Genomic DNA, 25,148 nt, shown 5'->3' on the forward strand with positions numbered 1-25,148 from the left:
TCAGCGGAGGGACTGCTCGATCGCGTCGAGCTGCCGTTTGAACTGCTGGGATCCGGGGCCCGCGCCGCGCATCGCGGCGGTGAGTTCGCGTACGGCCTGGCGGGTCCGGTCGCCCTCACGCCTGAGTGCGGTGGCGTCCTGGCCGCGGCCGCCTTGGCCGGTCTGCTGCCTGCGCTCCAACGTGGTGATACGCCGGGTGAGCTGGTTCTGGCCGGTGCCGACCCGCCGAACCCCTTGCAGGGCCGCCGTTGTCTCCCGGCCGATGGCCGCCGCGCGCCGGTCGAGCCGGGTGACCTGGCCGCGCAACGTCGAGATGCTCTGAGAGATCGGGTTGAGTCGCGCGGTGATGCCCTGCTGTACCCCGGTGCCGACCTGGTTCGCTTTCCGTAGCGCGGTTCCGGCGTTCTGGTTGGCGCTTTGGGCAAGCCGATGTGCGTCGTTGGCGCGCTTCTTCGCGCTGTCCCCGAGATCCTTGAGCTGTTCGGGCGCCTCGCCCCGCGCTTTGGCCCGGCGCTGCTGGATGATCTCCCAGATCGACGGCGGCTCCAGCTTGAACGCGGTCCACTCGACCTTGACCAGGTTGAGCGCGCTCGCGACGCCGTTGACCTCGGCCTTGACTCCGGTCAACTCCCGCTTAAGGGCCTCGCGGGTCTCGGGCGGGTAGACGGTGTTGAAAGCGGTCGTGACCGCTTCCTTGACCAGTTTGCCCATCGCCAAGGCCTGTTCCGGCGTGATCGGAGGGGCGCCACCGCCGGAGGGGATCAGCATCCCAGGTGGAGTCAAGTCGACCACGTCAGTCTCCTAACCAGCGCTGCGGAAGAAGGCGAGGATTTCGCTCGCGTCCGTGCTCTCGGGTTCCGCCTTGGTTGCTTCGTCGTCGACCGCTTCGGGCCCTGGACGGGGAATGGCTTGCGGGTACGGGATCTCCTCGGCGTTCTCATCCCGGTTGACCGTGGCGAACATCCAGTTCGACACCGCGAGGTGATCCACCACCGCGGCCAGCAGGTGGTCGCTCAGGTGCCATTCCGCTTCCTCGCCGTGCAACGCTTTCGCGAACGACGAATCCCGCGGCAGGTGTTCGATGAGCACCTTCAACCGCCGGGACGACAGCTTCTCCCGGTACCAGTCGAGCAAATCCACGTTGTAGTACCGCAGCAGGTCGGCCTCGAGGGCCTCGGCATGCTCTTCGACGAGCGTGCCGAGGCTCAGCCTTCCCCCAGCGGCAGACCTGTCTCCTTGCCGTAAGCCTCCAGCAGCGCGGCGACGTCCTGCACGGTCACCGTGTGCTTGTCGAAGCGCGCGTACTGCTCCTCACCGAGCAGCACCTCGAGCAGGCCGTCGATGTCGTTGTCGTCGATCTGGCTCAGCTGCTTGGCCATGGCACGCGGGAACTCGCGGGGCAGCCGGAAGACCTCGTCGTCCAGCTCGAACTCCCAGTCCGTGCCGTCCACCTCGAGGCGTTGGGCTCGAGCGGCGTTGACGTTGAAACGGCCCATGGCGATGTCCTCTCGATGCCGGGCAGGGGGGTGGTCAGACGGCGGCGTACGACGGGTCCTTCATCAGGAAGGTGACCAGCGGGGCCTTCTCGTCGACGGCCAGTGCCGTGTAGGTGACGCCGAGCTTCAGCGGAGCGGTGCGCACCAGCGCCATCTCCTCGGTCTCGGTGACCTGTCCACGCGCGACGACGAGGCGGTACCGCACGTCGTTGCCGTCGGTGAACTCCACGCCGAGCATGCGCTCGTCGAACTTCGGTTCGGCGGCCATCTCGTACTTGTAGACCCCGGACGTCCCGACCTGCGCGACCGCGCCGCCCCCGAAGAAGAACGGCATCGTGTCCTCGTTGAGCTGCAGCATCTGGAACTTGAAGGTCAGGTCGCGGTCGGAGTAGACGAACCGGGCGGGGCTGACGCTCTGCCACGTGTCGATCGGGTCGATCTTGTCCTTCTTGGCGACCTTGACACCGTCGGTCGTGGTGTAGCCGAGGTCCTTCCAGTCGGCCCCCCAGGCCGCGGTGGTGTCCGCGGGTGCCGCGGTGCCCAGCGGGGCGACGAGGATGCGGCCGCTGCCGGCGACCCGGATCTCCTTGGCGTTGGAACCAGCCATCAGCGCTTACTCCTTGCTCGGGGAATCGTGAACGGTCAGGCAGGCCGGACGAGCAGCCGCACCGTGGCCAGGTAGCGGCTGGCCGCCGCGTGGTGGTAGTCGGGCAGCCAGCGCGGGCCGTCCATCTCGGCGACGTCGACCACCCGCGCGCCGCCGTAGCCGATTTCGCGCAGCGTGAGGACCGCGGCCCTCGCGAGCAACGACACGCCGTGCGCGGCCGTCTTGTCGGGGCCGTAGCACTCCAGGTCGATCAACGGCTGGTCGAGGTACTGGTCGTCGATCCACGCCCCGCCCACGCGCGAGACCAGCACGGTCTTCTGGGTGCCGTTGAAGCCGGGCGGCGGTTTGTTGTCCACGACGATCCCGGCGAGTTCCGCGCGGTTCTTGATCGAGTCGACGACCAGCCGCTCGACGTCGGGGAAGACGATCGGGGCGGTCACGCCTCGCTCGTCTCGGACCGTTCGGCCGCGGGCTCGCCGTCGTCGTCCTCGGCTCGCACCGCGATCCGGCCGACCAACGTGACCGCGACCTGGTCGTCGACATCGACCACGTCACCGGGGGCGTGGCCGTCCCACCAATAGGTGAGTCGAATTCTGGGCATGGCTCTCCTATAAAGGCGCCGACGGGCAGCGAAACGCGAGCAGGATCGATTCCGCGCGCGCATTTGGTGAGCACGGTGAACTCTTGAGTGGAGAGGTGCAGGCGAACCGGCGCATGAATTCCACAATGGACAATGCGCCGACGTGTCAACCGTCGAGCGGGTACACGTATCCCCCCGGAATGTGTGGTATGCCGCGAAACCCCATCGCGCCGCGGCGATATGACTGCTATCGGCGCTTGAGGCCGAGTATACGCAGATCGGCGTCCGGCTCAACCGGCTCCGCCGAGAACGCGTGCGTGGAGATCAATTGGCTGAAAGGTCTTTTACGAATTCTTTCGGTGGTGCCGATTCGCCGACCGTCCAACAGGAGAAAGACTTCGTCGAATCGGCGGAATCCGCTGAATCGGACCGGCTTTCCGAATGTCGGCGGCGAACCGGCCGCGGGGGCGTGGCGGGCGGCTTCCGCGCGAGCACGCCGCCATGCTCGCGCGGGCCGGTGGGGTGGGCCCGGAGAGACTCGAACTCTCACTGGCACGGACCTAAACCGTGTGCCTCTGCCAATTGGGCTACGGGCCCCAGTGCTGCCCCGAAATCGTAGCGTGCGACACGATCGGCGTTTCTCGGCGTGGCCGGTGCCACCGTGGGGGGTGGCGTCCTCTAACGTGGGCGTTCAGCAAGTCCGTCGCGGCGAGGAGGACACGTGGCTCGCGATCCCGAGACCATCGAGCGTGAGATCGAACAGGCCAGGAACGCGCTGGTCGCCACACTCGACCAGCTGGGCACGAAGGCGAACCCCGCGAAGCTGGTGGATTCCGCGAAGACCGGTCTGCGCGCGAAGCTGGACGAGCCCAAGGTGAAGTACCCGCTCATCGGCGGGGCTGTGCTGATCGGCGTGCTGCTGATCCGCAAACTCCTGAAGTAGGTCTCAGGAGGTCTGGGCCGCCTTGGCGGGTGTCTTGGCCGGCTCAGCCTTCTTCGGGGCCTTCGCCTCGTCGACGGCCTTCGGGAGCTCCTTGCCCTGGGGCACCGGAGGCTTGCCGCCGGTCTTCTCCTTGGCCTTGCCGTTCGACGGCGGAGGGACCTCGAGTGGCTCGATCTCCGGAAGCGTGAGCCTCGCCGTCATGTAGGCGGCGGTGAACTCGAGCGCACTGCCGTTGAGCAGGTGCACCACGGTCGACCGTTCGGGCGGGGACAGTTTCTCCACCAGCTGGTCGGCCCGGTCCCGTGCCGCGATGATGCCCGGTGCGCGACCGGTCAGTTCCTTGCCGGAGCCGCTGACCGTGATCTTCCAGTCGTCGTCCTCCTGGACGTACGACGCGGTGATCGGTTCGGTCATCCGCCTCACCCCTCTCCTCGCGAGCATGCGTCACTCAGTGGACTTCGCCACGCCGTCGTCATGACGCCACTTTCGGGTGGTGGCGCCCCCTCCTGACGGAGGCCGAGACTGTCCATCAGAGTTTCTACAGTGTCATCGATACAGTAGGACAACTCTGTGTCACAAGACACTGGCGGCAATGTGCTCTGAGTGACGACCGAATGGCCTAATGCACGCGCATCTTCACAGTCGCTTCAGCGCGCCCTCGCGGACAGGCCCGACCAGAGGACGTCCATCGCGTATCCGGTCGCCGTTTCGGGACTGACGTCCTCGTGCCGCTCGCACCAGATCGCGAGCCGTTCGCACGCGCCGACGACGAACTCCGCGGACGCCTCGGCACGCAGGTCGTCGCCCGCGTCGAAGTAGTCGCCCATCAGCGCGGCGATCAGGTCGGTCTGCTGGCGGCGGGTCCGCTCGATCTCGTCGGCGGCGCCGGTCCCGATCAGTGCCATCTCGTGGCGCAGCAGTGACCAGGCCTGCCGTCGTTCCCGGATGAAGACGAAGAAGGCCAGCAGTCCGCGCCGCAGCGCGTCCTCGGCGGAGGTCGCGCCGACGATCGCCCGTTCGGTGACCTCGCGCAACGCCGTCCGCGACTGCTGGATGCAGGCCAGCAGCAGTCCCTCTTTCGAGTTGAAGTACTCGTAGAGCATCGGCTTGGAGACCCCGACGCGCTCCGCGATGTCGTCCATCGACGCCGCGCTGTAGCCGCGTTCGGCGAAGACTTCCTCCGCGATTTCGATCATCTGCCGCATTCGCTCTGCTCGTGGCATGCGTTTGCGCTTCGCCGTCGTCACCACAGCACTCTACCGAAGGTAACCTACTTCGAGTAAGGTGTACTCCCGGTAACAGGTAATTCGAACGAGAGGCCGGGCATGGGCAACCGCACCGAGACCGGGGTCGTCATCGTCGGAACCGGCTTCTCCGGGCTGGGCATGGCCATCCAGCTGCGGAAAGAGGGCCGCGAGGACTTCGTCATCCTGGAGAAGGCCGACGACGTGGGCGGCACGTGGCGGGACAACACCTACCCCGGCTGCGCCTGCGACATCCCCTCGCATATGTACTCGTTCTCGTTCGAACAGAACCCCGGCTGGTCTCGCGCGTACTCGCCGCAGCCGGAGATCTGGCAGTACATGCGCGACGTCGCCGCGAAGTACGACCTGCACCGCTTCATCCGCTTCGGCCAGGAGATGACCGGCGCCCGCTGGGACGCCGACGAGAACCGCTGGCACGTCGCGTCGAAGTCGGGCGACGAGTTCGTCGCGCCCGCGCTGGTCGCCGGGGTCGGCGCGCTGCACCTCCCGCAGATCCCGAAGCTGCCCGGCATCGAGCGCTTCCAGGGCCGGGCGTTCCACTCCGCCCAGTGGGAGCACGACTACGACCTCAAGGGCAAGCGGGTCGCCGTGGTCGGCACCGGTGCGAGCGCGATCCAGTTCGTGCCGCAGATCGCGAAGGACGTCGCCGAACTGACCCTCTTCCAGCGCACGCCGCCGTGGATCATGCCGAAACCGGACCGCGAAATGCCCGAAGCGCTGCGGAAGGCGTTCAGCTCGGTTCCGCTGCTGCAGCGTGCCTTCCGCGACGTCCTCTACTGGGGGCTCGAGGCCCGCGCGATCGGCTTCAACGGGCAGCCGTGGGTGATGAAGATCGGCCAGCGCATCGCGAAGCGCAACATCTTCAAGAGCGTCAAGGACCCGGAACTGCGCCGGAAGCTGACGCCGGACTACACCATGGGCTGCAAACGCGTCCTGGTCTCCAACGACTACTACCCGGCGCTCGCGCGGGACAACGTCGACGTCGTCACCGAGGGCGTGAAAGAGGTCCGCGAGCACAGCGTCGTCGACGGCGCCGGCGTCGAGCACGAGGTCGACGCGATCATCTACGGCACCGGATTCCACGTCACCGACGCCTTCGACGACCTGGAGATCATCGGCCGCGACGGGCGCAACCTCGGCAAGGAGTGGGCGACCGAGGGGATGCGGACGTATCAGGGCATCACCGTGTCCGGGTTCCCGAACCTGTTCTTCCTGCTCGGCCCGAACACCGGACTGGGCCACAACTCCGTGGTGTTCATGATCGAAGCGCAGATCTCCTACGTCGCGCAGGCGCTGCGGCTCGCGCGCGGCAAGGCGCTCGACCCGCGGCCGGAGGCGCAGGAGCGGTTCAACGGCGAGATCCAGCGCAAACTCGCCAAGGGCATCTGGACCCAGGGCGGCTGCAAGAGCTGGTACCTGGACGCGAAGGGCGTCAACCGCACGATCTGGCCCGGCTTCACCTGGCGGTACTGGCTCGACACCCGCAAGGTGCGGCGCGAGGACTACGAAATCCTCGGCTGACCTCGCGAAGAGGGGGAGGGTCCGTGAAAGCCAAGATGGGGGGCATGGCCTTCACGGACCGGGGAACGCCGCGCTCATGAGGGGTTGAGCCGGCGAAGCCTTCCGATGAGATCGACGGTGGGGATGCCGCAGAGCTCGGCCATCCGTTCCAGCGCCGCGAAGTCGAGGTGGACCTCGGCGCTTCCGGCGTCACCCGACCGTTTGAGCCGGTCGTCCGCCCACCGTCTCAGTGGGAACAGTTCCTCCTGGTCGTCCTTGATCACCAGGCGCAGATCGACCCGGACGCGGCCCGGTTCGTCCACGAACACCCGGCGGTGCACCTTGGCCAGCAGATCCTGTGGCAGCTCGTCCATCGCGACGCACAGTTCGACCAGCCGCACCACGGAACAGTGCCGGGTGCCCAGCTCGTAGGTGGCCAGCGTCTGGAGCGAGATCTCGCTCTGCAGATGCTGGTTCAGTTCCTTGCGTGTCCAGCCACGTTTACGGCGGAGCTTGCGGAGCTCGTCTCCGAGTATCCGCTGATAGCTCTCAGCGTCGATCAGCACTCCCCATCCCCTGCCTTGCCAACCTTCTCCACCGCCCGCCGGTGTGACAAAACCCGGGACGAGCGCGCTCACGTGTATGAAAGTCGGCAGGGCCGCCGCTCTTACGCGGTTTCGGGGGTGCTTTTCCTACCGATTTTGGCCGGCTGGGCCGAATGGGTGAACAAAACCGGCTCGGAGGGTGCGTTTCGGTGGCTTTCGCAACGCCAGCTCTGCGCGGAGAAGGAGGGTGCGTCAGTTGACGCAGGGCACGCCTTCGGCCGTGATCGGCTTCTCGTCGGACTGCTCGGGCGGGGGTGCCGCGGCCGACGAACCGGCGGCGTTCTGCGAGGAGCCGGAGCCTTCGGCGCCACTCGGCGACTTGAAGTCCGAGCCGAGGAAGACCATCACGTGCCCGGCTTCGACACTCTTGTCCTCTTGGACGGTCGGGTTGCCGCCGAGTTCGTCGGCGACGGCCTGTCCCGCCGCCTTCTGGCCCTTGGCGACCCAGACGACCGTCTTCTTGCGCGCGCTCGCGGTGGCCGTGTCGCCGGCGGTGAAGCCCTTGTCGACGAGCTGCTTCAGCACCGTCGAGGCGAGGCCGTCCCGGTTCGTGGAGTTGCGGACGTCGACCGTGGTCGCCTTGTTGGGCGACTCGGCGGGCGGCGCCTGCTGCTGCTCGCCGGGCTGCGGGCCTGCGAGCCCCTGGACGAAGTTCTTGACCTGTTTCGGGTCGACCTGGATCGCGACGCCGTCGTTCGGGGTCTTGTACTCGATGTTGACGATCGGGATCGTCCGGAACTCGAGCTGACCGCCGGTCAGGCTCTTCATCTGCTGCGCGAAGCCGAAGACGTCCCAGTTCTGGTTGAGCACGACCGACTTCTTGATGGCCGTGATCAGGTCGTTGAGCTTGCCCGGGTTCGCGAGCGTGCCCGCCGAGAGCACCTTCCGCGCCATCCCGGCCATGAACACCTGCTGCCGGACGACCCGGTCGAGGTCGCCGCGCGGCAGCCCGTGGCGCTGCCGGACGAAGCCGAGCGCCTCCACCCCGGAGATGGTGTGCGGGCCCTTGGTGAACTTCGCGCCGGAGAACTGGTCGTTGACGTCGTCGTTGAGGCAGACGTCGACCCCGCCGATGGCCTGCGTGATCTCGCTGAAGCCCAGCAGGTTGATGGCGGCGTAGTTGTCGATGGTCGAGCCGGTCAGCTGCTCGACGGTCTTGATCAGGGTCTTCGCCCCGGCCTCGTTGGCCTTCTGGTCGAGTTCCTTCGGGTCGGAGACGCCGTTCTCCTGCTGCTTCTTGCGCTCGTCGAGCATCGCACGGGCGTACGCCGAGTTGATCTTGTGCTTGCCGTAGCCGCCGGGAATGTCGACGTAGGAGTCGCGCGGCAGCGAGATCGCGACGGCCTTGGAACCGTCGTTGGGGATGTGCACGAAGATCAGCGAGTCGGTGTTCAGCTCGCCGTCGGCCTGTCCGGCACGCAGCTGGGCCAGGACTTCCTTCGACAGCGGGTTGCCCTGCGCGTCCGTGCGGCTGTCGAGGCCGACGAGCAGGATGTCGCGGGCGCCGTCGGCGGGTTTGTCGCCCTCGTCGGCGCCGATGCCGACGTTCGCGAACGTCAGGCCGTCCATCGCGGCCCACGCGTACCCGGTCAGGCCCATCACCAGCAGCGATACCAGGCCCAGCGCGATCTTGGGGCCGCGGAACGACCGTCGTCGCGTGGCCGGGCGCCGGGGCGGGCCACCGGCGGCCTGGCGGGCGGGCGCCTGCCGGTCTCCACGGGGCGGGGCCGGGCGGGAAGGAACGCGTCCGGGCGCGTCCTGCCTAGGCCGGGCGGGACGTCGATCCCCATACCCATTCCGAGGCGGATACTCCACGCGGTCTGCTCCTTCTGGTCGCTACCGGTCGACGGTCTTCTCAAGGGACGCATGGTGCCTGTTGAGGGTTGTCGCAGGATTACACATCCCCCCGAAGATGTGGCACGCACCACCGGTTTCCTCACCATGGTACGAAGAACGCCTGGTCAGTGCTGTCCGGCTCAGGGCAGGACACGCCGGGCGGCGCGGGCGGGGACCAGCGTGGCGGCCGCGGCGAGCATCGCGACGACGATCGTCGCGACCGGCAGCGCGACCGAAGCGGCGCTCACGTGCTTGCCGTCGAGTGCGCTCATCAGCGGCGGCGCGCACGCGACCGCACAGACCAGCCAGGTGCCGGTCATCCGGCTGGTGCCGTTCCGCACGGTGTGCAGCAGGTACACCCCGAGCAACAGGTTGACCAGGCTCTGGACCGGGCCGAACCGGAGCCCGAGGAGGTCGGCGTCGGCCGACGCGCCCCCGAAGCGGGTCAGCGCGAAGCCGAACACGCCGAGCATCGCGTACGCCATCCCGACCGTCGCCGCCGCCCGGCAGAAGACCGCCGCGCGCAGCCCCGGCTCGTCGACCGCTCGCTGTTGCGGTCCCGCATGGCGTTCGAACCACCAGAAGACGAGCACGGCGGGCACGGCCAGCAGGGCCATCGCGAGCAGGACCCGCGGGCGGGCCAGCCAGCTGAGCCCGTCCACGAACGGTCCCGGCAGGTAGACGACCGCGACGAGCAGCAGCATCGCGGCCAGGAAGCCGAGGTAGAGGCTCATCGGGGCGCGGAGGACGAGGCGGGCGGTCGCGGCGACCGCGGCACGTTCGCCGAGCCGGGCCAGCGGCCGCGCGAGCAGACCGAGGAGCGCGAGCTGGACCAGGCCGAGCAGGAGCACTCCCCACGGCGGGCCCGACAACGCGGCCGGGGCGCCGGGGCCGCCGAGCAGCATCGGTCCTTCGCCGCGGACGGCGACCGCGAGGCCCAGCCCGGCGGCGCCGGTGAACGCCGTCGCCAGGAGGGCGCCGCGCCGCAGGCGGACGCCGTCGGCGTGGGCGAACGCCAGCTGCTGGACGAACAGGGCGAGGAACAACGTCTCCGCGTAGCGCGGGACGGCCGAGCCGGACCAGTGCGCGGCGGCCTCGCTCGCCAAGGTCAAGGCCAGCAGCCCGGCGACGGAGGCGGTCCGCGTCCGGCGATACAGCGTCAGCAGCGCCGGCGCGAGCACGACGGTCAAGAGGAAGACGCCGAGCAGCCAGAGCGGATGCAGCGCGATCCGCATGACGGTGGCGTTCGTCCCCGTGGGGATGCCCAGCACCTCCAGCGCGAGCGGGACGACCAGCGCGACGACGGCGAAGATCAGCGCCGGGCGCAGCAGCGGGCTCGCGCGGTCGGCGAGGTACTGCGGGTAGCGGCCGCCGGTCGCGCGGATCGACCGCCAGCCCGCTTCGTTGATCCTGCCCACCGCGAAGAAGATGACCGGGCAGAGCTGGGCGAGCCAGGTGAACGGCCACAACGACCGCTCGGGTGCTCCCGCCCAATGCGCGAGCGCGACGGCGGATTCACCGAGCAGCATCAGCACGACACCGGCGACCCCGAGCAACGCCCACCGGCCGACCGGGACCACCGGCCGCGGCTCGCGGGGAAGCGTGACGACGGTCCGGCGGGCGCGGGCCCAGCCGCGGAGGCGGAACACCAGCAGCGCGCCGATCACCAGCACGCCGACGATCATCGGGCCGAGCGGGTCACCGACCGGCGGTCCCCAGCGCTGATGCCAGGAGTTGAGCACCAGACCGGCGGTATAGAGGGAGGCGACGACGTCGCAAGTGCCGCGCGAGTCCATCGGGTTGACGACGCAGGCGTTGTGCATGTCCGCCGAGAGCCGGTCGTCCAGCGAGGCTCTGGCCTCCTGGCCGAGCGGGTGCCCCTTGCGTTCGGCGTAGCGGAGGATGTCGTAGCCCAGGTCGTGGGCCTTGCAGGGGACCGCGTAGTCCCATTTGGTGTTGTCGTCGCCCCAGGGCGCCGAGCAACCCCCGTCGGTGTGGACGGCGCGCACGGTGCCGTCGCGTGCGGTCATCACGCTCGGGGTGATCCCGCTGACCGCGGTGAAGTCGGCTGGCAGTTCGGCGAGCACGTTCTCGACCGGACCCGGCCGCACCAGCGCGTCGACCGCGTGCTGCGCGGCGAGGAGGTCACCCGTCGGTGGGCCCTGGTCCGGCGGCGACGCGGGCCGCGACGCGATCAGGCCGAAACCGAACACCAGTACCGTGACCAGCAACAACCAGCCCGAAGTCGACCAGGGCCGCCGGATCCGGGTAGGACGAGCGGCGGCTTGGGCTGTCGCTGGCATGGCGTCCAGGGTGCCATCCGCCGATCAAGGCCGACATCCGGATAACCCCCGGGTTCCGCCCGGATGGGTGACCAGGGGCTGAAGGACGCTTTCCCCGCATGCGACGAGGTGAAGGGCCCTTTCATCGCGTCGCATGCGGCGAAGGGCCCCTTCAGCCCTCTTCGGTGGGTGGCGGCGGAGCGGGCCGGTCCACGTCCTGGGCGAACCGCACCTGGTTCCGGCCGTTCTCCTTGGCCACGTAGACGGCGGCGTCGGAGGCGTGCAGGAGTTCTTCCAGGGATTCACCGTGACGAGGGAACAGTGCCGCCCCGATCGAGGCGGTGCGGCCCGAGATCGTCACCCGGCTGCCCCTTTTGTCGGTAGTCACTATATGCAGTTCCGCGATAGCACTGCGCACTCGCTCGGCGGCGAGTTTCGCCGCGGTTTCGTCGATATCCGGCAAAAGTACGAGGAATTCCTCGCCGCCGAACCGGCCGATGACGTCGGCGGGCCTGGTGACCTCGTCCAATTTCCGTGCCACATCGCGGAGGACGTCGTCACCCGCCGGGTGTCCATAAGTGTCGTTAATCCACTTGAAGTGGTCGAGATCAATCATCAGAAGCGCAAGGCCGTCGTCCGATCGGGCAGTCCTTCCGAGCGCCCGATCGGCCGACTCCGACCATCCGCGCATGTTCAGAACACCGGTTTTCGGGTCCGTCCTGGCGTCGTTTTGCAGTTGGTCGATCTCGGCGAGGCGATTGAACACCACCGTCACCACGGCCATCACGATCACCATCGGTGGCATGATCAACAGCAGTACCGCGGTGACCGCGCCGAGGCCGATCGTGATGGCCTCCAGCAGGTTGTCGGCCGTATTGCCGAGCACGGTCGACAGCGAGGGCCGCTTCGGCGAGCCGATCGTGAGGATGCCGCCGATGTAGGCGATCTGCACCGCTTCGAAGACCATCCCGGTGATGATCAGGACCCCGAATTCGCCGAGGGTGTCCCAGCCGGAAATCCGTCCCCATTCATGTGGGCCGAACGCGGCGAAGGTGAGCGACGCCAGCGTCACCGAAACGCCGTGCGTGACCGAAGAGAACACGAAGTTGTGCGCGGGCCGCCGGGCGATGAACCAATGCTGGATCCGGACGATCGCGATGATGGAAAGCGTCAGTGAAAGCGGCAGGATGACCGCGGCCGGAAATGTCCATACCGCGGTGAGGTCGATGAGTACGGTACGACTGCGATCACGCCGTCTTTCCTCTTGCCGCTGGGTCAGCTGAATATGCGCGGTGGCGCCGACGGCGAGAATCGCGAAACGAACCCAGTCCGTTCTTCCTGGATTCGTGGAATCCATCGTCGCGACGACCATGATCGCGATTCCGATCGCCTCCATGGCGAAAAGGAACGCGATGAACCGTTTCGGCCGCTGCCAGAGAGCCCACGCCCTGGGATCGTAGGGATGGCGCTCCCGCGGTCCGGCCCGGTCACCTTCCGGGCTCACCTGCCCGCGTTCGGTCACCGGTACCTCGCTCCGCGCCGCGGACGGCGGTGCCGTGTCGTCAAGGTCGCCGGTGCCGTCACCGTGCTGGCGGCGGTCACCGGTCTCGGCTGGCAATTGCTACCTCTTTTCCGCGCGGACGGCACGGCTGAGTAATCTCACCGGTACCGACTGATACACCGTTCGTATTCCACGGCCGGTATCATCCCATCGCATCAGTTGTCCGACAGCGGCAAGGGTGCCCGCGAACACGGACCGGAGGTGGCAATCGTGTCCCGTGATTTCTGATCTTGGTGACTGAATGTTTTTCGAGACGCGACGCGGAAGGGGTGACGGATAGTGTCCAGTCGTGACTTCTGAGCCCGGACAAGGTATTAGTTCGCTGCGAGGTTCCCAGGAGGTGTCCGACCATGTCGAGCCGTGACTTCTGATCGAGAGTCGTTTCTTTTCGTCCCCGTGCCGAAGACCAAGGTCCTGTGCCAGTGTTCCGTCGTCGAGATTTCCGAGTACGAACCCACCGGGCGGCCGAGCCGCCGCCCCAGGGGCCGTCCAGTGTGGATTCGTCATGACAGCAACGGTTCCGGGCTGGTTCCGTTGATGTGCCACCAGCTGAGCGCGACCAGTACGGCCAGCAGCAGGCCGACCACGCCTGCCAGCGCGATGGCCGAGGTCGCCGCTCCGAGCCGATCGGCGGCGAGCCCGCCGAGTCCCGCCCCTATTCCTTGAGCCACCCGCAACCCCGTGCGGTACACCCCACCCGCACCGCCCCGGAGTTCGTTCGGGACCCAGGTGATGAACGTGGCGCTCACCGTGATCAGGTACGCCCCCGCGGCACCCGCCGCCGCCAGCAGCAGCAACGCCGGGATCAGCCCCGGTTTGAGCGCGAAGGCGATCAGGGCGAGCATCGGTAGTGCCGCCAGAACGCCGAGCAGCCTCCGCCGTTGTTCCGCGGAGACGAACCGGGACAGCAGGAACGCCCCGATCACGAAGCCCAGCGGATCGGCGGCCAGCAGCCAGCCGACGGCCTGTTTCCCGACGCCCATCTCCGCGGCGAGCGGTGCCGCGAGCCCCTCGGGGATGACGGCGAGGCCAACCAGCCACGAGAACCAGACCAGTACCCGCAGGTGACGGTTGCCGAAGACCTGCTTGACCGCGCCGAACCAGCTGCCGTTGCCGTCGGACGCGGCCGCCCGCCGGGACACGGAGAAGCGGACCACGGCCGCGCTCAACAGGAAGGTCGCGGCGTCCAGCGCCAGCGCCCAGCTCACCCCGACCTGCGAAACCAGCAGACCGCCGCCCGCCAGACCGAGCAGCATGGCGGTGTTGGTCGAGATGCCGCGGATGTCCTGGCTCTTGAGATAGAGGTCGTCGTCGGTGAACACCTCGCGCGTCAGCGCGTTCTGCGCCGCGTTGCCCGGCGCGTTCACGAGCCGCGCCAGCACCACCAGCCCGCACAACAGGGCGAGCGGGGTGCCGGGGATCGCCATGATCGCGATCAGCAGCCCCTGGATCAGGGACGAGACGACGAGAACGGTGCGCCGCGGGTAGCGGTCGGCCAGCTGGGAGAGGCCGAGGCCGCCGGCCAGCGCGGGCAGGAAGGTCAGGGAGTAGACCACCGCGGAGAGCAACGCGGAGCCTGTCCGGTCGTAGACGAGGATCGCCAGCGCGACGATGGTGAGCTGATCCCCGATGAGGGACTGCACCTCGGCGAGCCAGAGTGCGCGGAACTCGCGGTTCGCCAGGGCGGCGGTCATCCGCGGCGCCGCGTTCGTCTTCACTGCGTGACCACCTCCCCCCGATCGGGTGAACTTGCTTCCCTCGCATTCTTGCCTGCCGTGTTACGTGGTCGACGAGGGAGTCACAGTCGATGTCCCGCCGGACAACGTTCAGTATGCCTCCGGCTACAGGGAGACGAACAGAAGACCGGTGAATCCCGCGCCTGTTGAGCTGATCGGGCTACGCCGTCCGACCGGTGGGTGACGTCGGCCTGACTCGCCCGCGGGTATCTGCGCGGCTATCGCCGTGCCCTCGCTCGGCGCAGCCGGGCCGCCGTTCGCCGCCGCCTGAGACCCGGCTGGGCCGAATGGGCCAACACTGAGTAGAGACCGGTCTGGAGGTGGAGGCCGGCTGGGTTCAAAGGGGTGAAGGCGATGAACGGTTTGCTCGACGACAAGGCCGTCGTCGTGACCGGGGCGGGGCGGGGACTCGGTGAGGCGTTCGCGGTGCACGTGGCGAGGGCGGGCGGCGCCGTCGTGGTCAACGACATCGACGCCGAACTGGCCGAACGGACGACGGAGAACATCCGCCGGTTCGGCGGCAGGGCGGTCGCCAGCGGGCACAGCGTCGCTGATCCGAAGCAGGCGCAGGAGATCGTCGACCTGTGCCTCGCCGAGTTCGGCGCGATCGACGGGCTGGTCAACAACGCGGGCCTGAACTACGAGGCGCTGCCGTGGGAGGACGACGTCGAGCAGGCGCGCGAGCTGGTCGAGGTGAACGTCCTCGGCGTCATGTACACCGGGCTCGCCGCGATCAAGGCGATGGTCGAAAGCGGCAGGCCGGGGTCGATCGTCAACATCTCGTCCGGCGCCTCGCTCGGGCAGCGCAAGCTGGGCGTGTACGCCGCCAGCAAGGGCGCCGTCGCTTCGCTGACCTACTCCTGGGCGCTGGACCTGGAGGAGAGCGGGATCCGGGTGAACGCGGTCTGCCCGCTCGCGCACACCCGGATGGTGTGGAAATCCGAACGGTCGCTGCGGGCCTGCCCGCCGGACCGGACGCCGTCGCGGATCGCGCCGATCGTGCTCTTCCTGCTCGGCGCCGGGTCCGACGGCATCACCGGGCAGATGATCCGCTGCAACGGACCGCAACTGCACGTCATGGGGCAGCCGTACCTGAAGCAGCCCATCCTCGAGCGGCCGGTGTGGGACACCGAGACCGTGCAGCGCGCCTTCGACGAGGTCTTCAGCGCGCACCTGGAGAACTACGGCCTCGAAAAGCGTGTCCCGCCCCGGCTGCGGAAGTGGACGGAGTCGACCCGGACGGCTTAGCCCACTACGAAGGGCAGCTTCGCGGCCAGGTCGCCGAGTTCGGCCTTCTCCGCGTCGGTCGGCTCGCGGCGGCCGGTGCCGACCAGCAGCGCGTCCGTGTCGGAGAACGACGCCGGGAACGTCTCGCCGGTGCGCAACTCCAGGATCTGCCGCGTCCTGGCGAGACTGTCGGCGGCGGGTCCGTCGACCTGCGGCAGATGCGCGACCAGATCGAGGTGGTGCAGCGTCCATTCCAGGACGTACGCGGACAGGAAGTCACCGGCGGACAGGACGATGTCGCGGGTGGCGACCCGCATCCCCGGGTCGGCGAGGTCGGCGGCCCGGCCCGCGGCGGAACCGACGTCGTCGAGATGGAACTTGAGCAGCCGGGGTTCCCGGTAGGCGGCGGCGAGCCGCACGATCAGCGCGTCGAGGTCGTCCTCGCCGGTCGGCGGCTTGTCGGCGAGCTCCCAGTAGGAGACCGCGTCGCGCGTGGGTTCGGTTTCGGCGGGAGTCGCGAGGGTGATCAGGACGTCCTGCGCGTCGATCACCAGGTGACACACCAGGTCCCGCACCAGCCAGCCGGCACAGCCGGACGGTTTGGCGAAGTCTTCGTCGGGGGTTTCGGCGACGGCGGCGAGAAGCGCCGCCCAGGAGCGGGAGAAGAGATCCACGGCGGCAAGTTAGCAGCGGTCGCTTCCCGGTCGCGACTCCTTTCGTCCCGTGCTCGGAGACGTAATTCGCGTGATTGAAGACGTAATTCGCGTGATTGGAGACGTAACTCGCGAGTTACGGCTCCAGACACGCGAGATACGCCTTCAATCACGCGTCTTACGACTTCACGCGCGTCAGGAACCGGCGGTGGGAGCGGGTTCCGGAGCGGAGGCCGGGTACAGGTCCGCGATCGTGGGTGCGTAGCGGTCGTTGATGATCCGCCGCTTCAGTTTCAAGGTCGGGGTCACCTCGCCGCTTTCGGGCGTCCACGCCTTGGGGATCACGTGGTACCGCTTGATCTGCTCGATCCTGGCCAGCCGCGCGTTCGCCGCCTCGACGGCCTTCTCGATCTCCGCGCGGACCTCCGCGTTGTCGGCGAGCGATTCGCCCTCGGCGAGCTGGATGCCGTTCGCGGTCGCCCAGCCCGGCGCGATCTCGTCGTCGATGACGATCAGCGCGGTGACGTACGGCCGTTTCTCGCCGATCGCGACGGCCTGTCCGATCAGCGGGTGTTCCTTGAGCAGCCCTTCGATCTTCGTCGGGGCGATGTTCTTGCCGCTCGAGGTGATGATCAGTTCCTTCTTGCGGTCGGTGATCGTGACGAAGCCGCGTTCGTCGATCGTCCCGATGTCCCCGGTGGCGAGCCAGCCGTCGGCGTCGACGTCCGGCTTGATCGTGCCGTCTTCCTGCAGGTACCCGAGGAAGACGATGGCGCCGCGGACGAGGAGTTCGCCGTCTTCGGCGACCTTCACCTCGATGCCCTCCAGCGGGCGGCCGACCGAACCGGCCTTGAACGCCGACGGCGTGTTCGAGGTGACCGCGCCGGTGGTCTCGGACAGTCCCCAGACCTCCTGGATCTCGACGCCGAGCCCGGCGATGAAGTACAGGATCTCCACCGGCAGCGCGGCGGCACCGCTGGAGGCGACCTCGATCTGGTCGAGACCCAGCATCGCCCGCACCGGCGCGAGCGCGGCGGCGTCGGTCTGCGCGATCTTCTCCGCGAGTTCCGGCGGCACCTCCTTGCCGTCGCTGCGCAGTTTGTAGCCCTGCTGCAGCAGTTCGTTCGCGCCGAGCAGGCCGTTCCGCTTCTCCTCCGGCAGCGAGCCGAGCAGGTTCTTCAGCCCTGCCACCATCTTTTCCCACACTCGCGGGACGCCGAAGAAGCTCTTCGGGTGCACTTGGCCCAGCGCGCCGACGACGCCGGTCGGGTCGCCGACGGTGTGCACGTGCCCGGCCCACACGATCGGCATGTAGATCGACAGTTCGCGTTCGGCGATATGCGCGAGCGGCAGGTACGCGATGTTCGTCGCGTGCATCGGGGAGTCGTGCATCCGCTGGACGGCGACGGCCTGGTAGATCGCGTTGCGGTGCGACAGCACGACACCCTTGGGGTCGCCGGTGGTGCCGGAGGTGTAGATCATCGACAGCGGGTCGTCCGGGGTGATCGAGGACCACGCCGTCTCGAACGCCTGAGGATCGGCCGCGTGCGCCTCCGCGCCCGCCGCGCGCAGATCGGCGAACGACAGGAAACGCTTGTCGTCCGGGGGGATCACGGACCCGTCGAGCAGGACGATGTGCCGCAGCGCGGGCAGGTCGTCGAGCACCTGCGACCAGCGGCCGAGTTCGTCGGCACCGGCGAGGACGACGACACCGGCGGCGCTGTGCCGGGCGACGAACCCGATCTGCTCCGGACTGAGCGTCGCGTACGCGGTGCAAGGGATCGCGCCGAGATGAGCCGCGGCGAGGTCGGCGATCAGGTGTTCGGGGCTGCTCGGCGCCATGATCAGCATCCGGTCGCGGACGCCGAGCCCGAGGCCCGCGAGCCCGCGCGACACCTCCGCGATGGCGGTGCGGAATCCGGCCCAGGTCAGGGTCGGCTTGCCCTCTTTGTCGAGTGACGTGACCGCCGGCAGCTCACCGAACTCCTGGGCGTTGCGGTGAAGCAGGGCGGGGATGGTCTGGCCTTCGATCTGCTCGGCGACGGTCGGCTGGGTGGTCAACGCTGGCCTCCTCGATGCTGCCTGATCAGGCACACTGTAAGGGCTGTCGGCAGTGCTGGATAGAGAATCGCGGCCACGGTCGCGGCTCGCGAAATGTCCACCTTTTCCGTTTTCACCGCGTCAGTACCGAACGGGAGGAGCTTCGACGATGACCGGTTCGGCACGCGAGTTGATCGACGCGGTGCAGGCGGAACTCGTACCCCGCGACGACGAAAACCGGCTCGTTCCGTCGGTCGCGGCGGGCGAGGCGGCACGGGGGATCTTCGCCGCGATCGCCGCGGAGGAGTACCGGATCGTCCGAAGCGACTGGCGTGGTTTCCTGCATCTCGCGTCCCGTTCGCGGGAGCGGAACGCGCGGGAGTTCTTCGCGGCCTTGGCCTCCGGTGAGGGGCTGGCGCTCGGCAAACTGCCGGCGCTCGCCGAGGAATCGCCCGGCTTCGAGCCGCGCGCGGGCTGTCAGGCGTACCCGGCTTTCGTAGCCTGGCTGGCGCTCAACGGCGAACCCGCGGACGTCATCGTGGCGATCGTCGCCAACTTCGCCGCCTTCGGCCGGTACTGCGCCGCGATCGCCGCCGCGATGCGTGAGCGCTACGGCTTCGACGACGAGGCATGTGCCTTCTTCGACTTCTTCGGTGCGCCGTCGCCGGAGCTCGAGGAGCTCGCCGTACGCGCCGTGCAGGCCGCGCTCGACGCCGGCGAACTGTCCGAAAAGGACGCTCGAACCCACGCGCGGTTGTTCCAGGCGTACGAGCTGGACTTCTGGAACACTCTCGCCGACGATGACCACCGTGACTGATCTCGTAGCGGAGGCCGCGGCACTGGACGCGGCCGATCCCTTGGCGCACAAGCGGAACGAATTCGACCTCGACGACGGCGTCGCCTATTTCGACGGCAACTCGCTGGGCGCCCCGCCGAAACACGTGGCGGACAGGGTCGCCGCGGTCGTCCGCGAGCAATGGGGCGGACGGCTCATCCGGTCCTGGTCGGAGGGCTGGTGGGAGGCGCCGGTACGGGTCGGCGAGCGGATCGCGCCGCTGGTGGGTGCCGCGCCGGGACAGCTCGTCGTGGCGGACTCGACCAGCGTGAACCTGTTCAAGGCGCTGGTCGCCGCGACCCGCCTCAGGCCGGGCCGCGACGAGATCCTCGTCGACGCGGACACGTTCCCGACCGACGGCTACATCGCCGACGAGGTCGCCAGGTTGACCGGGCGCACGGTGCGCCGCGTCGTCGCCGAGGACATGCCGCGCGAGGCGGGCGAGCGGACGGCCGTCGCGCTGATCAACCACGTCGACTACGTGACCGGACGCGCCCACGACATGGCCACGCTGACCGGGGCGCTGCACCGCACGGGCGCGCTGGTGCTCTGGGACCTCTGCCACAGCGTCGGCGCGCTCCCGGTCGAATTGGACGCGGCGGGCGTGGACCTCGCCGTCGGCTGCACGTACAAGTTCCTCAACGGCGGCCCCGGCGCACCGGCTTTCCTTTACGTGGCAACGAAATGGCTGGACAAGTTCGAGCAACCGCTGGCGGGCTGGGCCGGTGACAGCGACCCGTTCGCGATGCGCGGCGCGTATGAGGCGAACGCCGGCATCGCGCGCGGCCGCGCGGGCACTCCCGACATCCTTTCGCTGCTCGCGCTCGACGCGGCCCTCGACGTCTGGGACGGCGTGGATCGCGGGCTGCTGCGGGCGAAGGGGCTCGCGCTCGGCGAGTTCTTCTTCCGGTGCGCGGACGAACTCCTCGACGGCGCGACGATCGCGACCCCGCGCGGCGAAGACCGCGGGCATCAGATCTCGGTCATCGACGAAGACGCGGCCAAGACGATGGCGGCCCTGATCGAACGCGGGGTGATCGGCGACTTCCGCCCGCCCAACGTGCTGAGGTTCGGGCTGGCTCCGCTCTACACCACCTACGGCGAGGTGCTCCGCGCCGTTACGACACTTCGGGAGCTCCGACACTGAAACGATGAATCTCATTCGGGAATCGGTGGCAAATAGGTGATCCCCTCGCCCCCGCGGGGGAGAACGCGCGATCTTTCGCGAATCCGCTGTTAATCTCGATATTCGCTCTCGCCGCGAGTGTGACGTAGATCCTTCCCCTGTGGCGTAAGGGAAACCCGCGTCGCGCGTCTTATCGGCGAGGCGCGGGCCCGGCGCCTGGAGAAGGAGGGGATCGTGTCGTTCACCTATACCGCCGTCGCCGTGTCCGGTGTCGCCTCCGGTTTTCTGCTCAACGAATTCGGCTCCCGCTACCCGGTCGAGACCGTGCTCGTCGCGATCCTGATCTGCGGGGTGGCGACCCTGTGCTGGGCGGGCGTCCGGATGCTCCGGGACGCCTCCGGGAAGGTCGACGCGCTCCTCGACGACGAGCTCGGCGGCGCCGACGAAGATCATTTCGCCGAATCGGCGGTGATTAGTGTCCGTAATTCTCGATTCCGTGGCGCGAACGGCGTTACGACGGCGTTCCTCCGCGGCGAAGTCGTTCGCAAACCGAACGGTATGTGGAGCGCTGGTCCGAAAGCGTGAGCGACGTCACGGCGAGTAGTTTTCGCCGGCTTTTTCACTGCGAAGTGAGCGCCGCGAGCTGTGACTTGATCGAGTCCGAAGACTGTCGATCAAGCCGCTGCCTGCGGTAAACCGCCAGGTGACCTACTGGTGAGTCACTTGTCGGGGCGCCCAGGTCCACGTGGTGGACTTTCGAGGTCCGCCGACCTCTCGTGACCTGGTCACGGCCATACGCGACTACCCTTCGCGTCTGGACTTGACTCACCCGTTTGGGTCTCCTAGCGTCTTCGCGGGCGGAGCGGACCACGCTGTGTTGATCCGGCAATCGGATCCCGCGGGTATGAGATCCCCGGCGACCCGACACCTGAAACTGCCGGAAGGAAAACGGACCACGGTGAAGCAAATTCCCCTTCCACGAGGCCGCGGCTCTTCGATTCGTTCGCGCGTTCTGACGATCGCGCTCATTCCGAGCATCGCGCTGATGCTGGTCGGTCTGGCGATCGGCGGGTACCTGATCTTCGACGCGGTCAACGGCCGTGACTACGCGCAGCGGATCCGTGACTCGGAAGCCCCCTCTCTCCCCTTCTTCGTCCAGGTGCAGGAAGAGCGGCGCCTGACGCTGCGCGAACTCGCCGGGGACCGGTCGCAGCACGCCACGCTCGTCGAGCAGCGCGCGAAGACCGACGCCGCCACCCAGGGCGTCGTCGCCCACCTTCAGAAGTTCATCGGCGACTCGCCCGACAGCGTGCAGCGCAACATCGCCACGGTGAACGGGCTCTTCCAGAAGATGCCGCAGATGCGGCAGTCGGCCGACTCCGGTCAGCTCCCGCTGCTGGACGCCTTCACCTTCTACAACCAGATCCTCGACCAGTTCGTCGAAGGTCTCACCGGGCTGGCCCAGGACGCGCCGAACGCCGAGAACGCCTACCAGCGGATCACCGCGGTGCCGCTGTTCACCGCCATCGACCAGATGCAGCGCGCGAACGCCCTCGCCGCCGCGGCGGTCGCGGGCGGCGGCTTCACCGACGAGACCTACCGCGCCTACGTCACCGAGGTCGGCTCCTACCGCTCGCAGCTGGAGTCTTCGGTCTCGCGGATGCTGCCGGACGTCAAGGCGAAGTTCGACCAGCTCGTCGCGAGCGATCCGTGGAAGGCCGTCAACACGGTCGAGAACACGTTCCTGCAGAACAGCAAGGCCACGCTCCCCATCCCCGAGCAGACGTGGCTTCAGGCCGCGCGCGGCGTCAGCGACGCGATGATGCGCGGCTTCGTCGAGCAGAGTGGCACGGCCACGACACAGGCGGTCGACGACGCCGACCGGACGCTGATCACCTCGGCCATCGCCGCGGCCATCGCGCTGCTGGTGGCGATCGGCGTCTTCATCATCGCCCTGCGGCTGTCCAACCGGCTCATCGGAAGGCTGGCGCGGCTGCGCGAGGACACCCTCGACGTCGCCGAGATCCGGCTGCCGGAACTGGTGGACCGGGTGCGGGCGGGTGAACCCGTCGACCTCGACGACAAGGGTCACTTCCTCGACCACGGCGACGACGAGATCGGCCAGGTCGCCGAGGCCTTCAACAAGGCGCAGCAGACCGCCATCGCGGCCGCGGTGGAAGAGGCGAGGACCCGTGAGGGCACCAAGACGGTGTTCCTCAACATCGCGCACCGCAGCCAGGTCATCGTGCACCGCCAGCTCAAGGTGCTCGACCAGGCCGAGCGCAAACAGGAGGACCCGGAGCAGCTGGAGACGCTCTTCCAGCTGGACCACCTCTCCACGCGCGCCCGCCGCAACGCGGAGAACCTGATCATCCTCGGTGGGGGTCAGCCCGGTCGTCAGTGGCGCAAGCCGGTGACGCTGGCCGAGCTGACCCGCGGTGCCTCGGCCGAGACCGAGGACTTCGCCAGGGTGAAGACGGCGAAGATGCCCGCGATGGCGGTGCAGGGCCCGGTCGTCGGCGACCTCGTGCACCTGCTCGCGGAGCTGATCGACAACGCGACCGCCTTCTCGCCGCCGCAGTCGCGCGTCGAGCTGCGGGGCAACGTGGTCGGCAAGGGTGTCGTGATCGAGGTCGAGGACCAGGGCCTCGGTATCGAGCCCGAACAGGCCGCCGAGCTGAACGCGATGTTGGCCGATCCGCCGGACTTCGGCATCATGGCCTTGTCAGCCGAGCCACGGCTGGGCCTGTTCGTGGTCGCGCGCCTCGCCGCGCGTCACGGGATCTCCGTGCACCTGCGCGAGTCGGCGTACGGCGGCACCAGGGCCATCGTGCTCGTCCGCACCGACCTGCTCGCGCCGGTCCCGTCTGATCAGCCGGAGGACGAGGTGGACCCCGAGAGCACCGAGGTGCCGGAAGCCGCGCCGCTGCTCCCGGGCCGTCGTGCCCGCCACCGCACCGAGTTCCCCGCGGAACGGCCCGAACTGCCCGTGCCGATGCCGGTGGCACCCCAGCCGCAGCCGCATGCGCAGCAGGGTCCGGAGCAGCCCGGCGGCACGTTGCCGCCGCTGCCCCCGCGTCCGCCGCGGGTGCCCCGGCCGGAGACGCCTCGGCCAGAGCCGATCCGCCCCGAGCCCGTGCGTGCCGAGGGCCGTCCGCAGCCGATGCAGCCGCCGGCGTGGCCGCCCGCCGACAACCGGCCTCAGGACACCCGTCCCCAGGACGGCCGCCCGCCGCAGACCCGGCGGCCCGGCCCCGAGGCGCCCGGCAGGCCACCGCTGCCGCAGCGCCGCCGTCAGGCGAACCTCGTCCCCCAGCTCATGGAGGACCGGCCCGCCGCCCAGCCCGAGGAGGTCCGCGAGGACACCCCCGAGCTGGCGAGGAACCGGCTCGCCGCGTTCCAGCAGGGCACGCGCCGCGCGCGGGACACCGAACCCACCGACGACTACACCGACCTCGACATGTACGGAGATCGTGACTAGATGGCCAACGCGGGAGTCAGTGAACTCGACTGGTTGCTGGACGACCTGGTCAAGCGGGTCAGCGGTGCCGACAGGGCGGTGGTCCTGTCCTCCGACGGCCTGCTCATCGGGCGGTCCGGGAACCTGTCGGAGCAGGACGGCGAGCACCTGTCCGCGGTCGCGTCGGCGTTCCAGAGCCTCGCGCGGGGAACGGGACGGCACTTCGGCGGCGGCAACGTCCGCCAGACCATGGTCGAGATGGACCACGCCTTCCTGTTCGTCACCGCCGCCGGGCGCGGAGCGTGCCTCGCGCTGCTGGCGAAGGAAGACGCGGACATGGGTCTCGTCGCCTACGAAATGAACCTGATGGTCAAACGGGTCGGCGCGGTGCTCACTTCGGCGCCCCGCGCCGCGACTCCCACTTCGCCATGAGCGGGCGGCACGAGTCGTGGTTCGAGGACGAGGCCGGGCCGCTGGTCCGGTCGTACGCCGTCACGGGCGGGCGCACCCGCTCCGACACGCTCGGCCTCGACCTGATCACCCTGGTGGTCGCCATGCGCAGCGCGAACGAGGTGGCGGGCTTCGAGCCGGAGTACGGGCGGATCCTCAACCTGTGCCAGAGACCGACCTCCGTCGCGGAGGTCGCCGCGCGCATAGACCTTCCGCTGCCGGTGGTGAAGGTGCTGCTGAGCGACCTCATCGAACAGAACCTCGTGCTGTTCCGCACCGCGACCCCGGTCACCGACACCCCCAACAAACACGTACTCCAGGCGGTTCTTGATGGCATCCGGAAACTCTGAGCCCCGGCGATCCTTGACCGCGAACGCGGTCAAGGTCCTCATCGCCGGCGGGTTCGGGGTCGGTAAGACCACGATGGTCGGTTCGGTCAGCGAGGTTCCCCCGCTGCGCACCGAGGAGGTCATCACCGCGGCGTCCGAGGGCGTCGACGACCTCACCGGTGTCGAGAAGAAGACGACCACCACGGTCGCCCTCGACTTCGGCCGCATCACCATCAACCCCGAACTGATCCTGTACCTGTTCGGCACGCCGGGACAGGACCGGTTCTGGTTCATGTGGGACGAACTGGCCGAAGGCGCGCTCGGCGCCGTCGTGCTGGCCGACACCCGGCGGCTCGACAGCTGCTTCGCCGCCGTCGACTTCTTCGAGCGCCGCGGACTGCCGTTCGTCGTCGCCGTGAACTGCTTCGACAACGCCTACCGCTACGGCACCGAGGAGGTCCGGCAGGCGCTCGACGTCAGCATGGACGTCCCGCTGCTGCTGTGCGACGCGCGGGAACGCGAGTCGACGAAGCAGGTGCTGACCGTGCTGATGGAGCACGTGCTGGCGTTGTCCGACTTGGCGGCCGGGCTGCCACAGGGCCGCTGACGGTTCCCTT

25 protein-coding genes and 1 tRNA gene are annotated in these 25,148 nt (G+C 68.5%); 10 read left to right on the plus strand and 16 right to left on the minus strand.

The window, feature by feature from the left end; genetic code table 11:
• From ACLJO0_RS06045 to ACLJO0_RS06075, 7 genes are all read right to left on the minus strand, one after another.
• Positions 1–792: a hypothetical protein gene (locus ACLJO0_RS06045; protein ID WP_410576894.1), complete on the minus strand. Its 792-nt coding sequence runs from the start codon at positions 790–792 to the stop codon at positions 1–3.
• Positions 793–801: 9 nt separating this feature from the next.
• Positions 802–1,140 carry a hypothetical protein gene (locus ACLJO0_RS06050; protein ID WP_410576895.1) on the minus strand — a complete coding sequence of 113 codons (339 nt, stop codon included), beginning with the start codon at positions 1,138–1,140 and terminating at the stop codon, positions 802–804.
• A gap of 65 nt (positions 1,141–1,205) precedes the next feature.
• Positions 1,206–1,496, minus strand: a complete 291-nt coding sequence (locus ACLJO0_RS06055; protein WP_125792257.1) for a hypothetical protein — start codon at positions 1,494–1,496, stop codon at positions 1,206–1,208.
• Between the two features lie 34 nt (positions 1,497–1,530).
• Complete coding sequence (locus ACLJO0_RS06060; RefSeq protein WP_125792258.1) at positions 1,531–2,103, minus strand: phage tail protein; 573 nt, start codon at positions 2,101–2,103, stop codon at positions 1,531–1,533.
• 35 nt (positions 2,104–2,138) lie between these two features.
• Positions 2,139–2,543, minus strand: a complete 405-nt coding sequence (locus ACLJO0_RS06065) for a hypothetical protein (protein ID WP_410576896.1) — start codon at positions 2,541–2,543, stop codon at positions 2,139–2,141.
• Complete coding sequence (locus tag ACLJO0_RS06070) at positions 2,540–2,704, minus strand: hypothetical protein (protein WP_410576897.1); 165 nt, start codon at positions 2,702–2,704, stop codon at positions 2,540–2,542. Before ACLJO0_RS06070 ends, ACLJO0_RS06065 begins: the two co-directional genes overlap by 4 nt.
• 502 nt (positions 2,705–3,206) lie before the next feature.
• A tRNA-Leu gene (locus tag ACLJO0_RS06075) sits at positions 3,207–3,280 on the minus strand.
• A 124-nt stretch (positions 3,281–3,404) separates the two neighbouring features.
• On the opposite strand from ACLJO0_RS06075, the gene ACLJO0_RS06080 reads away from it, so the two are divergent.
• The gene (locus ACLJO0_RS06080) at positions 3,405–3,626 is read left to right on the plus strand and encodes a DUF3618 domain-containing protein (protein WP_005165704.1); all 222 of its coding nucleotides are present in this window, start codon (positions 3,405–3,407) and stop codon (positions 3,624–3,626) included.
• Positions 3,627–3,629: 3 nt separating this feature from the next.
• Here the strand turns inward: ACLJO0_RS06080 and ACLJO0_RS06085 are convergent, their stop codons facing one another.
• A complete protein-coding gene (locus tag ACLJO0_RS06085; protein ID WP_410576898.1) occupies positions 3,630–4,040 on the minus strand; it encodes a hypothetical protein in 411 nt (136 codons plus the stop codon).
• A gap of 233 nt (positions 4,041–4,273) precedes the next feature.
• Positions 4,274–4,831 (minus strand): TetR/AcrR family transcriptional regulator, encoded by a 558-nt coding sequence (locus ACLJO0_RS06090; RefSeq protein ID WP_410576899.1) that lies wholly within the window; start codon positions 4,829–4,831, stop codon positions 4,274–4,276.
• Between the two features lie 120 nt (positions 4,832–4,951).
• Between ACLJO0_RS06090 and ACLJO0_RS06095 the strand changes: the two genes are divergently transcribed.
• Complete coding sequence (locus ACLJO0_RS06095) at positions 4,952–6,412, plus strand: flavin-containing monooxygenase (RefSeq protein WP_410576900.1); 1,461 nt, start codon at positions 4,952–4,954, stop codon at positions 6,410–6,412.
• A gap of 74 nt (positions 6,413–6,486) precedes the next feature.
• On the opposite strand, the gene ACLJO0_RS06100 is transcribed toward ACLJO0_RS06095, so the two are convergent.
• The 5 genes from ACLJO0_RS06100 to ACLJO0_RS06120 form a co-directional block, all read right to left on the minus strand.
• Complete coding sequence (locus ACLJO0_RS06100) at positions 6,487–6,957, minus strand: helix-turn-helix transcriptional regulator (protein WP_125785047.1); 471 nt, start codon at positions 6,955–6,957, stop codon at positions 6,487–6,489.
• Positions 6,958–7,188: 231 nt separating this feature from the next.
• On the minus strand, positions 7,189–8,595 hold the full coding sequence (locus tag ACLJO0_RS06105) for an LCP family protein (RefSeq protein ID WP_410576982.1): 1,407 nt from the start codon (positions 8,593–8,595) through the stop codon (positions 7,189–7,191).
• Between the two features lie 377 nt (positions 8,596–8,972).
• Positions 8,973–11,135: a phospholipase A2 gene (locus tag ACLJO0_RS06110; protein WP_410576901.1), complete on the minus strand. Its 2,163-nt coding sequence runs from the start codon at positions 11,133–11,135 to the stop codon at positions 8,973–8,975.
• Between the two features lie 151 nt (positions 11,136–11,286).
• On the minus strand, positions 11,287–12,732 hold the full coding sequence (locus ACLJO0_RS06115) for a GGDEF domain-containing protein (protein ID WP_410576902.1): 1,446 nt from the start codon (positions 12,730–12,732) through the stop codon (positions 11,287–11,289).
• 446 nt (positions 12,733–13,178) lie between these two features.
• Positions 13,179–14,393 carry an MFS transporter gene (locus ACLJO0_RS06120; RefSeq protein ID WP_410576903.1) on the minus strand — a complete coding sequence of 405 codons (1,215 nt, stop codon included), beginning with the start codon at positions 14,391–14,393 and terminating at the stop codon, positions 13,179–13,181.
• Positions 14,394–14,765: 372 nt separating this feature from the next.
• Between ACLJO0_RS06120 and ACLJO0_RS06125 the strand changes: the two genes are divergently transcribed.
• Complete coding sequence (locus ACLJO0_RS06125; protein WP_125792279.1) at positions 14,766–15,659, plus strand: SDR family NAD(P)-dependent oxidoreductase; 894 nt, start codon at positions 14,766–14,768, stop codon at positions 15,657–15,659.
• Here ACLJO0_RS06125 and ACLJO0_RS06130 read toward each other — a convergent pair.
• Positions 15,656–16,312, minus strand: coding sequence for a maleylpyruvate isomerase N-terminal domain-containing protein (locus ACLJO0_RS06130; RefSeq protein ID WP_410576904.1), 657 nt, complete (start codon positions 16,310–16,312; stop codon positions 15,656–15,658). The two genes, ACLJO0_RS06125 and ACLJO0_RS06130, sit on opposite strands and share 4 nt — an antisense overlap.
• A gap of 174 nt (positions 16,313–16,486) precedes the next feature.
• Positions 16,487–18,352: an AMP-dependent synthetase/ligase gene (locus tag ACLJO0_RS06135; RefSeq protein WP_410576905.1), complete on the minus strand. Its 1,866-nt coding sequence runs from the start codon at positions 18,350–18,352 to the stop codon at positions 16,487–16,489.
• A gap of 148 nt (positions 18,353–18,500) precedes the next feature.
• Here ACLJO0_RS06135 and ACLJO0_RS06140 point away from each other — a divergent pair, with 148 nt between their 5' ends.
• The 7 genes from ACLJO0_RS06140 (at position 18,501) to ACLJO0_RS06170 (ending at position 25,138) form a co-directional block, all read left to right on the plus strand.
• Positions 18,501–19,148, plus strand: coding sequence for a transcriptional regulator (locus tag ACLJO0_RS06140; protein WP_410576906.1), 648 nt, complete (start codon positions 18,501–18,503; stop codon positions 19,146–19,148).
• Positions 19,132–20,313, plus strand: a complete 1,182-nt coding sequence (locus ACLJO0_RS06145; protein ID WP_410576907.1) for a kynureninase — start codon at positions 19,132–19,134, stop codon at positions 20,311–20,313. Before ACLJO0_RS06140 ends, ACLJO0_RS06145 begins: the two co-directional genes overlap by 17 nt.
• A 213-nt stretch (positions 20,314–20,526) precedes the next feature.
• Positions 20,527–20,877: a hypothetical protein gene (locus ACLJO0_RS06150; protein ID WP_410576908.1), complete on the plus strand. Its 351-nt coding sequence runs from the start codon at positions 20,527–20,529 to the stop codon at positions 20,875–20,877.
• A gap of 373 nt (positions 20,878–21,250) precedes the next feature.
• Positions 21,251–23,773 carry a nitrate- and nitrite sensing domain-containing protein gene (locus ACLJO0_RS06155; RefSeq protein ID WP_410576909.1) on the plus strand — a complete coding sequence of 841 codons (2,523 nt, stop codon included), beginning with the start codon at positions 21,251–21,253 and terminating at the stop codon, positions 23,771–23,773.
• Positions 23,774–24,184, plus strand: coding sequence for a roadblock/LC7 domain-containing protein (locus tag ACLJO0_RS06160; RefSeq protein ID WP_037341577.1), 411 nt, complete (start codon positions 23,774–23,776; stop codon positions 24,182–24,184).
• Positions 24,181–24,552 (plus strand): DUF742 domain-containing protein, encoded by a 372-nt coding sequence (locus ACLJO0_RS06165; protein WP_125785034.1) that lies wholly within the window; start codon positions 24,181–24,183, stop codon positions 24,550–24,552. The genes ACLJO0_RS06160 and ACLJO0_RS06165 overlap by 4 nt, the downstream gene beginning before the upstream one ends.
• Complete coding sequence (locus tag ACLJO0_RS06170) at positions 24,533–25,138, plus strand: GTP-binding protein (protein ID WP_125785033.1); 606 nt, start codon at positions 24,533–24,535, stop codon at positions 25,136–25,138. Before ACLJO0_RS06165 ends, ACLJO0_RS06170 begins: the two co-directional genes overlap by 20 nt.
• Positions 25,139–25,148: the final 10 nt, after the last annotated feature.

The organism is Amycolatopsis sp. lyj-108, from assembly GCF_046549005.1.
Lineage (GTDB): Bacteria > Actinomycetota > Actinomycetes > Mycobacteriales > Pseudonocardiaceae > Amycolatopsis.

Bases quoted from the DNA above. Each gene is read 5' to 3' on its own strand.
- ACLJO0_RS06055 (WP_125792257.1), bottom strand. From the start codon at position 1,496: ATGGGCCGTTTCAACGTCAACGCCGCTCGAGCCCAACGCCTCGAGGTG.
- ACLJO0_RS06060 (WP_125792258.1), bottom strand. From the start codon at position 2,103: ATGGCTGGTTCCAACGCCAAGGAGATCCGGGTCGCCGGCAGCGGCCGC.
- ACLJO0_RS06070 (WP_410576897.1), bottom strand. From the start codon at position 2,704: ATGCCCAGAATTCGACTCACCTATTGGTGGGACGGCCACGCCCCCGGT.
- ACLJO0_RS06085 (WP_410576898.1), bottom strand. From the start codon at position 4,040: ATGACCGAACCGATCACCGCGTCGTACGTCCAGGAGGACGACGACTGG.
- ACLJO0_RS06090 (WP_410576899.1), bottom strand. From the start codon at position 4,831: ATGCGGCAGATGATCGAAATCGCGGAGGAAGTCTTCGCCGAACGCGGC.
- ACLJO0_RS06095 (WP_410576900.1), top strand. From the start codon at position 4,952: ATGGGCAACCGCACCGAGACCGGGGTCGTCATCGTCGGAACCGGCTTC.
- ACLJO0_RS06105 (WP_410576982.1), bottom strand. From the start codon at position 8,595: ATGGGCCTGACCGGGTACGCGTGGGCCGCGATGGACGGCCTGACGTTC.
- ACLJO0_RS06110 (WP_410576901.1), bottom strand. From the start codon at position 11,135: ATGCCAGCGACAGCCCAAGCCGCCGCTCGTCCTACCCGGATCCGGCGG.
- ACLJO0_RS06125 (WP_125792279.1), top strand. From the start codon at position 14,766: ATGAACGGTTTGCTCGACGACAAGGCCGTCGTCGTGACCGGGGCGGGG.
- ACLJO0_RS06140 (WP_410576906.1), top strand. From the start codon at position 18,501: ATGACCGGTTCGGCACGCGAGTTGATCGACGCGGTGCAGGCGGAACTC.
- ACLJO0_RS06145 (WP_410576907.1), top strand. From the start codon at position 19,132: ATGACCACCGTGACTGATCTCGTAGCGGAGGCCGCGGCACTGGACGCG.
- ACLJO0_RS06160 (WP_037341577.1), top strand. From the start codon at position 23,774: ATGGCCAACGCGGGAGTCAGTGAACTCGACTGGTTGCTGGACGACCTG.
- ACLJO0_RS06165 (WP_125785034.1), top strand. From the start codon at position 24,181: ATGAGCGGGCGGCACGAGTCGTGGTTCGAGGACGAGGCCGGGCCGCTG.
- ACLJO0_RS06170 (WP_125785033.1), top strand. From the start codon at position 24,533: ATGGCATCCGGAAACTCTGAGCCCCGGCGATCCTTGACCGCGAACGCG.